Origin of the sequence: Bradyrhizobium sp. NC92 (assembly GCF_025200865.1) — a bacterium.
Classification (GTDB): Bacteria; Pseudomonadota; Alphaproteobacteria; order Rhizobiales; family Xanthobacteraceae; genus Bradyrhizobium.
The window spans coordinates 7,554,119-7,567,781 of record NZ_CP104171.1 but is presented as its reverse complement, the minus strand read 5'-3'; the positions used below and the strand labels follow the sequence as shown (position 1 = coordinate 7,567,781).

Here is a 13,663-nt window from a genome sequence, read left to right as displayed (position 1 = left end):
GCTCGTGGGATTCAAATGCGGGATCGTCGGATTGCCCAATGTCGGCAAGTCGACCTTGTTCAATGCGCTGACCGAGACGGCCGCGGCGCAGGCCGCGAACTATCCGTTCTGCACCATCGAGCCGAATGTCGGCGAGGTTGCTGTCCCCGATCCGCGGCTCGACAAGCTCGCGGCGATCGCCAAGTCGGGCCAGATCATCCCGACCCGGCTGACCTTCGTCGACATCGCCGGCCTCGTGCGCGGCGCCTCCAAGGGCGAAGGGCTCGGCAACCAGTTCCTCGCCAACATCCGCGAGGTCGACGCCATCGCGCATGTGGTGCGCTGCTTCGAAGACTCTGACATCACCCATGTCGAAGGCAAGATCGCCCCGCTGGCCGACATCGAGACCATCGAGACCGAGCTGATGCTCGCCGATCTCGACAGCCTCGAAAAGCGCGTCGACAACCTCACCAAGAAGGCCAAGGGCAACGACAAGGACGCCAAGGAGCAGCTCGATCTCGTCAACCGCACCCTGGTGCTGCTGCGCGACGGCAAGCCCGCGCGCCTCGTCGAGCGCAAGGCGGAGGAGGAGCGGGCGTTCTCCATGCTCGGCCTGTTGTCGTCAAAGCCCGTGCTCTATGTCTGCAACGTCGAGGAAGGCTCGGCCGCCACCGGCAATGCCTTCTCCAAGGCGGTCGAGGAGCAGGCGGCGAAGGAGGGCGCGGTTGCCGTCGTCATCTCCGCCAAGATCGAATCCGAGATCGCGACCATCTCGCGTGACGAGCGCGCGGACTTCCTGGAGACCTTGGGCCTCGAAGAAGCCGGCCTCGATCGCCTGATCCGCGCCGGCTACTCGCTGCTTCATCTCATCACCTACTTCACCGTGGGTCCGAAGGAAGCGCGCGCCTGGACCATCCATCGCGGCACCAAGGCGCCCGGCGCGGCCGGTGTGATCCACACCGATTTCGAGAAGGGGTTTATCCGCGCCGAGACCATCGCGTACGAGGATTACGTCGCGCTCGGCGGCGAAGCCGGTGCCCGCGATGCCGGCAAGCTCCGCCTCGAGGGCAAGGACTACGTCGTCGCCGACGGCGACGTGATGCATTTCAGGTTTAATACGTAGGCACCATCATCGGTGCCGTAGGGTGGGTTAGACGAGCATATGCGCGAAGCGCATCTGCTCGGCGTAACCCACCACTGTCTCGGTCCGCAGAGACAGAAGAGGTGGGTTACGGCTTCGCCTAACCCACCCTACGGCACTTGCGCCGACCTCACCGCATCCCGCCGCCCTGGTCCCGGATCGCGCCGAGATGCTCGTTGATGCGGAAGACGATCAGGATCAGCTCCGCGACGATGCGCGAGAACACGATGCCGACCACGACGCTGGCGATCGATGACAGCAGCACCAGGAAGCCGCCGAACGGGCTGATTGCCATCGCAGCGAGGCCTGAGAAGATGCCGGAGAGGCCGAACAGACAGATCAGCGCGATCACCAGCCAGTAGAAGGTCTTGATGATCGTCGGCGTGATGAAGCGGTCCCATTGGAACAGGTCGCTGAATGAAAACATTGCTCTCCCCAAGGCAAATCGGGACTTCAAACGGGCTTCTGTCGTCGATCGATCCGACTCAAATCAACGGCGATCCCAAGTATGTAGCACGAGCCATGCGGGCCGGCGGGTTGAGATTGCCGCAAAGTGCGGCCACAATCTGTCATTCCCGCAAAGCTTTCCCGAGATGACCCTGACCTTCGAAGATTTCCCGCCCGGCCGGTTCGGAACGTTCGGCCCGCGCCACGTCACCCGCGACGAGATCCTGGCCTTTGCCGCCGAGTTCGATCCGCAGCCGATGCACCTCGACGAGGCGGCCGCGGCCAAAAGCATGCTGCGCGGCCTGTCCGGGTCGGGCTGGCATCTGTGCTCGCTGATGATGCGGATGATGGCCGACGGCTTCATCACCCGCGCCGCGTCACTGGGATCTCCCGGCGTCGACGAGGTGCGCTGGCTCTCGCCGCTGCGGCCCGGCGACGATCTCACGCTCGATGTCGACGTCCTGGATGCGCGGGTCTCGAAGAGCCGTCCTGAGCTCGGCATCGTCAAGTTCAAATGCACCGCGCGCAATGCGGCGGGGCAGGCGCTCGCCGAGATGACCTCGCCGATCCTGATCAAGCGGCGCGAGGGAGCCGCCTGATGCGGTACTTCGAAGACATCGCGATCGGACAGCGCCGGGAGATCGGCGCGTACACGTTCACGGCGGAATCCATCAAGACATTCGCCGCCAAGTTCGATCCGCAGCGCTTTCACCTCGACGAGGAGGAGGGCAAGAATTCGCTGTTCGGCGGGCTCGCGGCCTCGGGTTGGCATGTCGGCTCGGCCTGCATGAGCCTGCTTGTCGCCGACGGCCAGCGTCTGGCGCGCGAGGCCGCCTCGCGCGGCGAGGAGGTCGCGGTGTGGGGCCCGTCGCCGGGCTTTCGCGATCTGCGCTGGATCAGGCCGGTGCTCGCCGGCGACATAGTTTCTTACGTCAATGAAGTCATCGACAAGCGCACCTCCGCCTCGCGTCCCGGCTGGGGCATTTTGACGGCCCGCACCACCGGCACCAACCAGCGCGGCGAGGAGGTCTATTCCATCACCGCCTCCGCCTTCGTGCCGCTGCGCAAGGGCTCGTGATTTAGAATTGATCGAGCGGTCGCGGTTCCTTCACCTCTCCCCGCTTGCGGGGAGAGGTCGAATTCTCACCCCAACCCTCTCCCCGTAAGAACGGGGAGAGGGGGAAGAGAAACCGAGCGAGTGTTGCCCGCGCGCTATGGACGCGATTCCGGGTGGCTGCCATAAGCCTGCGCAACATGGTGACCCCGCGTTTTGGCGGAACCAGTGAGTTGCTAACTAATTATGAACCTGTCGCTGTCTATTTGAAACGAATTGGCAGAGACAGGGGACGAGGACCATGGCTGACCGCGGCGCACTCAAATTTGTTGGATTCATCTTCGCGACTGCGACGCTGGCCGTGATGCTGGTCGCCGGCATGGTGGTGAAGGGCTATGCCGATGGCGGCTACACGCTGGAAGCCTCGACCGTGGAAGCGGCCCGGTAAGAAGTCGTTAATGATCGCGGCCGGCATCCGGCCGCAGCTCAGCGGCTGTAGACGAACGCCAGGATGGCGATCGCAACCGCCAGCAGCCCGACAAAGCGCAGCATGATCGTGCCGAATTGATTCGGCGCGGGCCGCAACGGGATCGGGTCCGTGGTGTCGGGCCGAATGCTTTCCATGACATGTCCCCTGAGCCCGGCCGCGACGGCACGGGCGCTTGGCGTTTGTCGCCGGGAAGGGGCGGTGGGTTCAATGGTGGGCGTTGGCCGCGCCACATTCTCGCTGTCATGCCCCGGCTTGACCGGGGCATCCAGTACGCCGCGGCTTCTCGGCTAAATCGCTGGCGTCTCTGGAATACTGGATCGCCCGGTCAAGCCGGGCGATGACACCTTCGTTGAGGAGAGTGTGCAGCCGTCACCTCCCGCAAATCAAAACCGCCGCGTCCCGTCCGGAACGCGGCGGCCAATGATGCGGTGCTGACCGATCAGCTGTTGCGCAGGCCGTCGGCGGCGCGCTTCCACTGCGCGACGTTGTCGGCGATCATGCGGGTCGACTTCATCGCGGCCTGGCTGAGCTGGGCGTAGCCGGAGATCTCGCGCTGGACGCGCTGGCCTTCGGCGTGGAGCAGGTCGCGCAGGCTCTCGAGCTCGGAGATCAAATTCTCGATCTCGGCGAGCGAGGTGCCGGCGACGCGCTGGATCAGCGAGTTGACGTTGTTGACGGTGGCTTCCGCGCTCGGATCGAGCGGCGGGGCGTCGGTGGTGGTCGCGGCCGGACGGCGCAGATAGGCGATGTCGTTGCGGACGAAATCGCGGATGCCGGCTTCGACCTCGGTCACGGCGGCAAGGTTGGTGTCGACCGTCTCGGTCTCGGTGGCTTCGACCTTTTCAGGACGCATGGCGTTCATCGTTGTTCCCCTGTTCGCGTTGAGCGCAGCGCGAGTGTCCCCCGCACGACGACGTCTGTGAGGCAGGCCGCATCAGGGCGTCCGATTTTGACCGCAAATGGGCCGAGATGCGGCAAGGACGGACCATTCGGGGGTTTTGCCGTGGCGTATGGTTAGGGAAGTGTGAATCGGCGGCTGCGGCGAGGTTAGGGCGCAACTCGGCCGGTGCTTCACTCCCTCTCCCCGCAGGCGGGGAGCGGCGAAGGGCTCACCAGCTCTTCTTGAAGCCCGCGGTCACGCTCTTGTTCAGCGTGCCTTGCGAGGTTTCACCAACCGAGCCGGAAACGGTGACGTTGTCGAACAGCTTCTGCTCCGCGCCGACCTTGCGCAGCCATTTGTCCTCGGTGGTCGACAGCGTCTGGCCGGCAATGACGCTGGTGCCGGTGTCGGTCACGGTGACCTTGGCGCTCTGGTCGGTCTCGTAATTGCGCGTGACGTGGCCGCCGAGGCCGGGGACCGCACTGGTGCCCTGCTGGTTGACGCTGTACCCGTTCTGCAGCGTCAGCGAGGTGTCGCCCGACAGCGGCACCGATTTGGTCAGTGACGCCCCGATCTTGCTGTGCTCGGCGCCGGGATCGACCCTGGCTTCCACCGCGGTCTTGTCCCAGATCGCGCCCGCGCCCGGCGCGGTTGCCGTCGCCCAGGCGCTGCCCGAGGATTGCGGCAGGTTGCCGCCGTTGCTGGCCTTCTGCGTCAGCAGCTCGGACATCGTCTTGGGCTCGCTGGCCACCGTCATGTCGGCGCCGATCCGCGTATCCCAGAACGAGAACACCGATTGCTTGACCGTCACCGCGGAGGAGCCGTTGGCATTGGGGTTCGATGACCAGTCGAGGCCTTCCCTGGCGGCGGCCTGGGCGCGCTTCTTGGCGGCCATCGGGTCGATGCCGGTCCCTGCATCGACCGCGAGCTGGCTCCAGTCGAGCTTGTCGACGTCGATGCCCTTCATGATGTCGGGATCATTGACCTCGGGAGCTTCGGCCGCCTCGGCCTGGTCGTCGGATGGCGGTGAGGAGAAGGGCGGAATGATCTGCGCCTGTAACGTCAGCGCCGAGCCCAAAATGAATGCGGCCGCCAGCAACGGCAGCCTGGTCCAGCCAAACCCTGTCGAGAATTCCATCGTCCTGCCCACGAACCCCAGCGCATGCTGTCCGCCGCACTATAGCGGCCGCAATGACCATGCGCCATTCCTGCGCTGAAGGTGCCGATTTATCGTTGCGGAATTGTGGCGGGTCGCAAGGGGACGCGAACCAACGGGCCGCGCGAAAGGCGCGCGCCCGATGACGGGTTCGTGATACGACGGCATCCGGCGGGGCTGGAGGCCAGGACGTCGCGATCGCCTGTCATCGGTCCCGAACAGCGGGGCCCGTTGGCGTCCCCCCTAAAGCGCGATGATCATCATCGTGCTTCAGGTTGTTGTTTGCGCATAATCTTTTCGGAAAACCGCTTCACACTTTGCGCTAACGCGGCCCTTCGGGTCCGGATCATGCGTTAGCCGACGCTGGTCATCTTCGGCAGATGAATGGCGCGGCCGAGTGCCTGCTCGACCAGATCGAAGGTGTCGATCAGCACCCGCATGCTGATCAGCTTGCCGGCCTTGAACTGGGCGAACTGCGCCACGCGCAAGCTGATCGGCTTGTTGGAATCCAGGGCCGTCAGCGAATAGCGCAGCATCGAGGCGGCGGAATCGACGCCCAGCATGATGCTCTCGCGGTCGAAGCGGCGGACGTGGAAATTGTCGGCGAGCTGGCGGATGACGTCGAGCACGGCATTCTTGCCCTGGCGCGCGCCGAGGAACGGAAACATGTCGATCGGGCCGTAGAGCGCCCATTCGACGTCCTCGTCGATCAGGGCCTCGATATCCCTAAAATGCCGGTCGTTGATCGCGCGGTGCAACGCGCGCGAGAAACGCCAGAGGCTGTGCTCTGTCATTTGGGGCAGTCCTGAAGCTGGCTTTACGGAAGAAAACGGAAAACAACCCCACGCGCAGTCAGGCGCCGGGGCTCAACTCATTTGTATACGAATGAAATAGCAGATTTCGGCCAAAACGCAATTCACGTTTTTGCAATGCACACTTGATCGCTCTTTGTGAGATTTACAATAGGATCCCGTAATTGTCCGGGTCTCGACGCTCACCGCCCCGTGATCAGCGGCCCGATCTCCCGTTCCAGCACCTGCTGCACCAGGTCGTAGGAATCGATGATCTCGCGGATCTCCGCCACTAGGGCGCCGCGGAACGTGTAGAACACCGCGATGTCGAACTGCACGACGCGGTCGTTGCTGCGCTTCTTGAAAAATGCGTGCATGTAGGTCGCGACCGCCTCGCCCTCAGCGACGATGTGCGGCATCTTGTAGCGAATCTCCGAATAGCGCGACCAGACCGTCTGCCAGAGGTCGCGCAGCTCCTGCTTGCCATGGCGAGGCACCATGTGCGGCAGCACGTCGATCGGCGCGTGGGTGAGGAAATAGACGTCGTCGGTGCAACAGGCCAGCGCCGTCTCGATATCGCCGCGCGCGAAGGCATCGAGCAGATGCACGACGCGTTGGCGATTCAGCTGCTCCACCGTCATTCCTGCCCGTCCTCGTTTGGCCCCGTGACGTCGCGCAACGCTAACGCGCGGTGTCGCGCACCGGCAATCCGCGAAATCACAGGGATGTTGCAGACGTTTTGACGCATGAGGGCAATGCCCGGTTCATGGTGTGCAACTGTGAGTTGAGTTGTGGGATGGGCTGCACGAATTCGCGCCGAGTTCGGTTGCCTGGCGCGCAACGCGCATGGAGCCGTGCGCAACGTCATCACGACGCACACGTACGGAACCGCGAGGTTTCCGCCACGCCCGCGGGCTACTCCCTCGCCCCGCTCTGATCCGCCGAAGCCTTGGCGAAGGCGGATGCTGGCCGCGACGAGCTTCGCTCGCGCTGGAAGGGTTGGGCAGGCTCCGCGAGTCCGATGATGATCGGGAGCAGCGCTCCTTCAACACGTCATTGCGAGCGCAGCGAAGCAATCATCCCGTCCACGGATAGACTCTGGATTGCTTCGCTGCGCTCGCAATGACGACGTTGAGAGCAGCTGCGGGCTCAACCCGGACTTTTGGCTTCCGGCCTGTCCCCGCATGCCGGGAAGAGCCGGAGCCCGTACCGCTCCCCGCGTGACCCATCTCACATCATCCCGCCGGCGCCGCGACTACGGTCATCGGCATGTCATCAGGGAGACGTGCCATGGCCGCCATCGCCACCGTCAGAAAGTCCCGCCTGCATAACGCGCTCGAAGGCCTCGCGCTGACCGCGACCCTGCAGAGCTTCCCGACCTTCGCCACCGCGGCCTTCCTGCTCAAGCTCGTGGGCAACCACGACCTCGTCGGCGACCCCGGCGTCGCCATCTTCGTCGCCTTCGCCTCGCTCGCCCACGCGATGCTGGCCGTGACCTTGGGTCCGAGCTTCCCGCACCTCTTCAAGACCGTCTACGAGCCGAAATTCTTCGAGGCCCATCTGTCGCTCTCCGACAAGATCACGGCATGGCGCACCCAGCCCGTCGCCTCGTTGCAACTGGTGACGATCATGCTGCTGCTGTCGGTGATGGCCGTGGTGACGGCGAGCGTGGGGTGAGGGGGAATCTCTCCGCGTGTCATTCCGCAGTGCGGCGAGCTATGATGCGCGATTGCGCATCTGAGAATCCATAACCACGAACGTCGCCGATAAACCTGCGTTGCCTACCTCTTCTTCCACCCCCCACGTCGTCCCGGTGCCCCGCCCGTCGACTTCGGCGCGGGCCCGAACTCCGGCCCCGACTGCCGCGAGTTCGTCGGCTGGATGATCCGGCTCGTGCTGCCGAACGGCTTTGACGGCAGCGCGCGGCTCTCGCGATAGGGCAGCGATTCCGGGCCGTGCATCTCGTCGAGATGCGGCTTGTGCACGCGGGAGCCCTTGCCGCCGCCGGCCTTGAGCGCGGTCGCGGCGCTCTTGTTCTTCATGGCGCTGACGGGGAGGTTGGCGGCGTCACCATATTTCCTGGTGCCGGCATAAGCGCCGGCCTTGCCCGCGACCACGCGCTGTTTCGCGGTGGGGTCGTCGACGACCGCGAGTTCGGTGGCGCGCAGGCGCTTGACCTCGTCGCGCAGGCGGGCGGCTTCCTCGAAGTTCAGATCGGCGGCGGCCTCGCGCATCCTTGTTTCGAGATCGGCGAGCACGGCCTCGAAATTGTGGCCGATCGAGATGACGTCGTCGGTCATGTCGTGGCCGCCGACCTCGACCAGCACGTGGTCCCGCTCGTAGACCGAGTTGAGGATGTCGCCGATCTGCTTCTTCACGCTCTCCGGCGTGATGCCGTTGGCGTTGTTGTACTCGACCTGCTTCTCGCGGCGGCGGTTGGTTTCGGCGATGGCGCGCTCCATCGAGCCGGTCATCTGGTCGGCATAGAGGATCACCTTGCCGTCGACGTTGCGCGCGGCGCGGCCGATGGTCTGGATCAACGAGGTCTCGCTGCGCAAAAAGCCTTCCTTGTCGGCGTCGAGGATCGCGACCAGCGCGCATTCGGGAATGTCGAGGCCTTCGCGCAAGAGGTTGATGCCGACCAGCGCATCAAACGCGCCGAGCCGCAGGTCGCGGATGATCTCGATACGCTCGATGGTGTCGATGTCGGAGTGCATGTAGCGGACGCGGATGCCCTGCTCATGCAGATATTCGGTGAGGTCCTCGGCCATGCGTTTTGTGAGTACGGTGATCAGCGAGCGATAGCCCGCTTGCGCGGTGGCGCGGACCTCGCCGACGAGATCGTCCACTTGCGTACGGGCAGGGCGAATATCAACGGGAGGATCGATCAGCCCGGTCGGGCGAATGACCTGCTCGACGAACACGCCGCCGCTCTCGTTCAGCTCCCAGCTGCCCGGGGTCGCGGACACCGCGACGGTCTGCGGCCGCATCATGTCCCATTCCTCGAAGCGGAGCGGGCGGTTGTCCATGCAGGAGGGCAGGCGGAAGCCGTATTCCGCCAGCGTCGCCTTGCGGCGGAAGTCGCCGCGGAACATGGCGCCGATCTGCGGGATGGTGACGTGGCTTTCGTCAGCGAAGATCAGCGCGTTGTCGGGCACGTATTCGAACAGCGTCGGCGGCGGCTCGCCCGGGCGGCGCCCGGTGAGGTAGCGCGAATAGTTCTCGATGCCGGCGCAGCTGCCCGTCGCCTCCATCATCTCGAGGTCGAAGGTGGTGCGCTGCTCCAGCCGCTGCGCTTCCAGGAGACGCCCCTGGTTGTTGAGCTGGTCGAGCCGCTGCTTCAATTCGAACTTGATCGACTTGATCGCCTGCACCAGCGTCGGGCGCGGCGTCACGTAGTGCGAGTTGGCGTACATCTTGATGAATTCGAGCTCGTCCTGCTTGTGGCCGGTGAGCGGATCGAACTCCTCGATAGTCTCGATGGTGTCGCCGAACAAATTCACGCGCCAGGCGCGGTCTTCATAGTGCGCCGGGAAGATGTCGATGACGTCGCCGCGGACGCGAAACGTGCCGCGGGTGAAATCGGCCTGGGTGCGCTTGTACTGCAGCGCGACGAGGTCGGCGATCAGCTGGCGCTGGTCGATGCGCTCGCCCTTCTTCAGCGCGAAGGTCATCGCGGTGTAGGTCTCGACCGAGCCGATACCATAGATGCAGGACACCGAGGCGACGATGATGACGTCGTCGCGCTCGAGCAGCGCGCGCGTCGCCGAGTGGCGCATGCGGTCGATCTGCTCGTTGATCGACGAATCCTTTTCGATGTACGTGTCCGTGCGGGGCACATACGCTTCCGGCTGGTAGTAGTCGTAATAGCTGACGAAATACTCGACCGCGTTGTCGGGAAAAAAGTTCTTGAACTCGCCATAGAGCTGCGCGGCCAGCGTCTTGTTCGGCGCCAGGATCAGAGCCGGGCGCTGCGTCGCCTCGATCACCTTGGCCATGGTGTAGGTCTTGCCCGAACCGGTGACCCCGAGCAGCACCTGCGAACGGTCGTTGCGGTCGATGCCCTCGACCAGCTCGGCGATCGCCGTCGGCTGGTCGCCCTTGGGCTCGTAGGACGACTTGATCTCGAAGCGCACGCCGCCTTCGGACTTTTCCGGGCGCGGCGGCCGGTGTGGCGTCCACACCTTCATGGAGCCGTCGTTCTTGCGGAACTCCGGCCGGCCCTCGCGGATCAGCGATTCCAGCGCATCCGCGGTGGCCTTGACGCCCAGTGCCTCCATCTTGGAACGCGGCGGACGCGCCAGCGCCTCGGCATCGTCCTCCTCCGTGGGCAGGCCGAGCTGTCGCGCCAGTTCCGGATCGAGCGTCGGAATGGTGGCCGCGGTTCCGTAATTGGCTTGCGGCGCCTCCTCCAGCCCAGCAAGCTCACTGGACTGACGAGCGCCCGGCGGCTGCGGATTGGGCCGCAGTGGCATCGGCCGCGCCGCATCTTGCGGAAATTCCTTCGGCGTCGAAGCCCGCGCGCGATGCGCGGCGGCTTCGCCCCCGGCGCGGCGGTCGCGCGAATTGTCCGGCGGCGGCTGCAGGCCTGTGCCTGATCCCAAGCCCGCATCGCCGCGATTGATCGCGGGATTGAGCAATTCGGCGAGCGCCGGCCCGATCGGCTGCACATCGGGGCGATGCGCCTTCGAGTTCGGAGCCTTGGTTTTGGGGGATTTGGGGGGAGCAGGTTTCTTCGCCATGAGGCGAATATGGGACGAGTCCGCCCCGCAATAAAGGGTGAATGCCCGTGGCCATGCAGGCTGCTGACAGCAGGTTGGCAGCAGCCTTCCGTTCACGCCGCCGGCAGCGGCCCGTCGTCGTTCCCGGCGGCGACATTCGGCTCGAGGATGTCGAGATGAATGCCGCCGCAATCGGTGCAGCGCATGGTCCAGTACTCGCATCCGGCGCGGCCGCCGATCACGCGGAGCACTGTGAGATCGCCGTCGCATTCCGGGCAATTGGACAGCACTGAGCGGGCGTAGATCCGCGGCCGAGCTGCATCGGTTTCGATGATGGACATGACCGGTTTGCCCCCTTTTTTCGCCGCCCTGGTCCGCCTGCGGACCGCCTATTCGTCGTCGCTGTCGGCCCGCAGGCGGAAACGATCGATGTGGTGCTTGGCATCGGCAATCGCGGCATCGCGATCGGGCCAGGCGAAGCCGACTTCCATGGCCGGAAACAGCACGCCGTCGATGGCCACCGGGCTGAGATCGGCACGGCGGATCCGCGCGTGCCACAGCCCCTTGCCAGCTTCGAAGGATTCGATGTCAAAGCCGTCGTAGAGGGTCGTCATGAGTGTAGGTCCCACGTTTCTTTTCGGAGGGTCAGGGGACCACATTTGCGGATTTTGGGATGTGAAGCCGTTCACAAGCAGGCGGCTTTTTTGCCCGCCTTCAGTTCCGCGCTGCAGCGCGGCCGATCTTGCGCGGGCGGGCAGCGGGTTCCGATGCCGCCCGCATGATCCAGCGGCGGAACGCGGCAAAGTCGCGCTGCTCGGTCTGGAAGCTGCGATAGAGCAGGTACCAGCGCATGCCCTTGGGCACCGAGAGGTCGAACGGCGCCACCAGCCGGCCGGCCGCGAGATCGTCGTCGATATAGGGGCGGATGCCCATGGCGATGCCGAGCCCGTCCGCCGCGGCCTGCAGCGCCTGGCCGTAGAACTGGAACTCGGGCCCGCGCGCGTTGATCCTCGCCGTGCCCGCCGCCTTCAGCCAGATCGGCCAGTCCTCGGGTGAGTGCGCGACGCGGATCAGGCTCGGTCCCTTCAGGTCGGCCGGGCGCTTTAATCCGCCAGCCAGGCGCGGCACGCAGACGGGGGTGAGATCGCCGGCGAACAGCGGCTCGGCGACGAGGCCGGGCCAGTCGCCGGTGCCGAGCTTGATGCCGCAGCTCCAGTCCTCGCCGAACGGCACCGCGGCGCCGCCGGTGGTGAAGCGCACCTCGATGTCGGGCTCTTCGCTGCGAAACTCCGACAGGCGCGGGATCAGCCAGCGCATCGCGAAGGTGTGGCCGACGCCGATGGTGAGCACGCGCACGCTGGCAGGCGCCGTCACCTGTGCCGTGAGGCTCGCCAGCGCATCGAAGATCGGGGTCAGCCCGCCTTGATAGGCGCGGCCCGCCTGCGTCAGCACCAGGCGATTGGCCTTGCGCTCGAACAATGCGACGCCGAGCCGCTCTTCGAGCAGGTGCACCATGCGGCTGACGGCGGCCGCCGATACGCTCAGCTCCAGCCCTGCCGCGGCAAAGCTGCCGGTCCGCGCCGCCGCCTCGAACGCCTTGATGCCGTTGAGAAACAGCAGCCGCCGCAAATGACCCACCCTCAGGAAAGCTGATGCCAGGGCAAGATAACTCAGTTTGCGCGAGAGGGGCAAGCGAGGCACGTTCCTCTTCGCCTCTCCCCGCTTGCGGGGATAGGCCGACGCGCGAAGCGCGGCGGGTGAGGGGGACTCTCCGCGAATCCGACTGTTACGGTGATCGCGGATATAGCCCCTCACCCCACCCTCTCCCCGTAAGAACGGGGAGAGGGAGCAGACAGCCTTGCGTCCCTTGCTCGCTACCCCGGAGACCCTCGTGACGCCCATCATGATCGCTGCCCTCGGATTGCTGATGGTGGCCACCGCGTTCCTGTCGGGGCTGTTCGGCATGGCAGGCGGGCTGATCCTGATCGGCGTGCTGCTGGCCTTGATGCCGCTGCCGACCGCGATGGTGCTGCATGCGATCACGCAGATGGCCTCGAACGGCTGGCGGGCGTTCCTGTGGCGGGCGCATATCCGCTGGCGGCCGGTTGCGAACTACATGGTCGGCGCGACCGTGGCGCTCGCCGCCTGGTCGCTGACCCGCTACGTGCCGGACAAGCCGACGGCGCTGCTGCTGCTCGGCGCCACGCCGTTCATGGCGCGGCTCCTGCCCGCGAACATCAAGCCGGATCCTGACAGGCTCTGGCAGGGCACGGTCTATGGCACGATCTGCATGGGCCTGATGCTGATGACCGGCGTCTCCGGCCCGCTGCTCGACACCTTCTTCCTCGGCGGCGATTTCGGCCGGCGCGAGAAGGTGGCGACGAAAGCGATGTGCCAGCTCATCAGCCATTTCACCAAGCTGATTTATTTCGGCGGCATCATCGACCAGGCCGCGAGCCTCGATCCCGTGCTCGCCGCCGTCGCGATCGCAGCCTCGATGCTCGGCACCACGCTGGCGCGGCGCATCCTCGAAGCCATGACTGACCAGCAGTTCATCGCCTGGTCCAACAAGCTGATCACCACCATCGCCTGCTACTACATCGCCTATGGCGGCTGGCTGTTGCTGCGTGCGCCGGTGCTGGCCGCCTTCGACAAGGGAGGTTTGCAATGAGCGAGACGGCCGATCCGCTGGTGCTGGACTTCGTCGAATGGGTGGCGCGCGAGCCGCGCGCCTACGCCGAGGTGCTCGCGACCTGGAAGACCTCGTGCCCGCGCCTCACCATCTGGGAAGACGCCGCCGAGCGCGGCTACGTCGCGCGCGAGACGATTGCAGGTCTCGGGCTGGTGATCGCGGTGACGGAAGGCGGCGAGAGGCTGTTGCGCGCCAACGGGCGGTGAGACCCACTTCTGCCTCCACAAACGTCATTGCGAGCGCCAGCGAAGCAATCCAGAATGTTTCTGCGGCGGCAGTCTGGATTGCTTCGCTGCGCTCGCAATGACGGAG

Annotated in this window: 17 protein-coding genes; 7 read left to right on the top strand and 10 right to left on the bottom strand. The window is 65.2% G+C overall.

The features are described 5' to 3' along the window. The first annotated feature begins 4 nt into the window (after positions 1–4). Positions 5–1,102, top strand: a complete 1,098-nt coding sequence (gene ychF, locus N2602_RS35135) for a redox-regulated ATPase YchF (RefSeq protein ID WP_172788745.1) — start codon at positions 5–7, stop codon at positions 1,100–1,102. A 148-nt stretch (positions 1,103–1,250) separates the two neighbouring features. Here the strand turns inward: ychF and N2602_RS35130 are convergent, their stop codons facing one another. Next, entirely contained in the window at positions 1,251–1,547 is a 297-nt protein-coding gene (locus N2602_RS35130) for a DUF4282 domain-containing protein (RefSeq protein WP_018648333.1), read from the bottom strand. A gap of 166 nt (positions 1,548–1,713) precedes the next feature. On the opposite strand from N2602_RS35130, the gene N2602_RS35125 reads away from it, so the two are divergent. The 3 genes from N2602_RS35125 to N2602_RS35115 all read left to right on the top strand — a co-directional run bounded on the left by N2602_RS35125 (position 1,714) and on the right by N2602_RS35115 (position 3,069). Continuing rightward, complete coding sequence (locus N2602_RS35125) at positions 1,714–2,166, top strand: MaoC family dehydratase (protein ID WP_260380970.1); 453 nt, start codon at positions 1,714–1,716, stop codon at positions 2,164–2,166. Further along, positions 2,166–2,645, top strand: a complete 480-nt coding sequence (locus N2602_RS35120; protein ID WP_260380969.1) for a MaoC family dehydratase — start codon at positions 2,166–2,168, stop codon at positions 2,643–2,645. Before N2602_RS35125 ends, N2602_RS35120 begins: the two co-directional genes overlap by 1 nt. Before the next feature lie 277 nt (positions 2,646–2,922). Further along, on the top strand, positions 2,923–3,069 hold the full coding sequence (locus tag N2602_RS35115) for a hypothetical protein (protein ID WP_164934669.1): 147 nt from the start codon (positions 2,923–2,925) through the stop codon (positions 3,067–3,069). Between the two features lie 38 nt (positions 3,070–3,107). Here N2602_RS35115 and N2602_RS35110 read toward each other — a convergent pair whose 3' ends face one another. The 5 genes from N2602_RS35110 to N2602_RS35090 form a co-directional block, all read right to left on the bottom strand. Continuing rightward, complete coding sequence (locus tag N2602_RS35110) at positions 3,108–3,245, bottom strand: hypothetical protein (RefSeq protein WP_007614812.1); 138 nt, start codon at positions 3,243–3,245, stop codon at positions 3,108–3,110. A 305-nt stretch (positions 3,246–3,550) separates the two neighbouring features. Further along, a complete protein-coding gene (locus N2602_RS35105; protein WP_172788742.1) occupies positions 3,551–3,973 on the bottom strand; it encodes a hypothetical protein in 423 nt (140 codons plus the stop codon). Positions 3,974–4,220: 247 nt separating this feature from the next. Next, positions 4,221–5,129: a hypothetical protein gene (locus N2602_RS35100; protein ID WP_260380968.1), complete on the bottom strand. Its 909-nt coding sequence runs from the start codon at positions 5,127–5,129 to the stop codon at positions 4,221–4,223. A gap of 371 nt (positions 5,130–5,500) precedes the next feature. Then, positions 5,501–5,941: a nuclear transport factor 2 family protein gene (locus N2602_RS35095; RefSeq protein ID WP_212259380.1), complete on the bottom strand. Its 441-nt coding sequence runs from the start codon at positions 5,939–5,941 to the stop codon at positions 5,501–5,503. A 200-nt stretch (positions 5,942–6,141) separates the two neighbouring features. After that, positions 6,142–6,579, bottom strand: coding sequence for a nuclear transport factor 2 family protein (locus N2602_RS35090; protein ID WP_260380967.1), 438 nt, complete (start codon positions 6,577–6,579; stop codon positions 6,142–6,144). A 649-nt stretch (positions 6,580–7,228) separates the two neighbouring features. Between N2602_RS35090 and N2602_RS35085 the strand changes: the two genes are divergently transcribed. Then, positions 7,229–7,615: a hypothetical protein gene (locus tag N2602_RS35085; RefSeq protein WP_212259382.1), complete on the top strand. Its 387-nt coding sequence runs from the start codon at positions 7,229–7,231 to the stop codon at positions 7,613–7,615. Between the two features lie 104 nt (positions 7,616–7,719). On the opposite strand, the gene uvrB is transcribed toward N2602_RS35085, so the two are convergent. The 4 genes from uvrB to N2602_RS35065 form a co-directional block, all read right to left on the bottom strand. Next, a complete protein-coding gene (uvrB, locus tag N2602_RS35080; RefSeq protein WP_311738778.1) occupies positions 7,720–10,680 on the bottom strand; it encodes an excinuclease ABC subunit UvrB in 2,961 nt (986 codons plus the stop codon). A 92-nt stretch (positions 10,681–10,772) separates the two neighbouring features. Beyond that, positions 10,773–11,000, bottom strand: coding sequence for a hypothetical protein (locus N2602_RS35075; RefSeq protein WP_172788736.1), 228 nt, complete (start codon positions 10,998–11,000; stop codon positions 10,773–10,775). 48 nt (positions 11,001–11,048) lie between these two features. Next, a complete protein-coding gene (locus N2602_RS35070) occupies positions 11,049–11,273 on the bottom strand; it encodes a hypothetical protein (RefSeq protein ID WP_172788735.1) in 225 nt (74 codons plus the stop codon). A 100-nt stretch (positions 11,274–11,373) separates the two neighbouring features. Continuing rightward, a complete protein-coding gene (locus N2602_RS35065; protein WP_172788734.1) occupies positions 11,374–12,288 on the bottom strand; it encodes a LysR substrate-binding domain-containing protein in 915 nt (304 codons plus the stop codon). A gap of 262 nt (positions 12,289–12,550) precedes the next feature. Here N2602_RS35065 and N2602_RS35060 point away from each other — a divergent pair, with 262 nt between their 5' ends. Next, positions 12,551–13,330, top strand: coding sequence for a sulfite exporter TauE/SafE family protein (locus N2602_RS35060; RefSeq protein ID WP_172788733.1), 780 nt, complete (start codon positions 12,551–12,553; stop codon positions 13,328–13,330). Beyond that, positions 13,327–13,557, top strand: coding sequence for a hypothetical protein (locus N2602_RS35055; RefSeq protein ID WP_212259384.1), 231 nt, complete (start codon positions 13,327–13,329; stop codon positions 13,555–13,557). The genes N2602_RS35060 and N2602_RS35055 overlap by 4 nt, the downstream gene beginning before the upstream one ends. Positions 13,558–13,663: the final 106 nt, after the last annotated feature.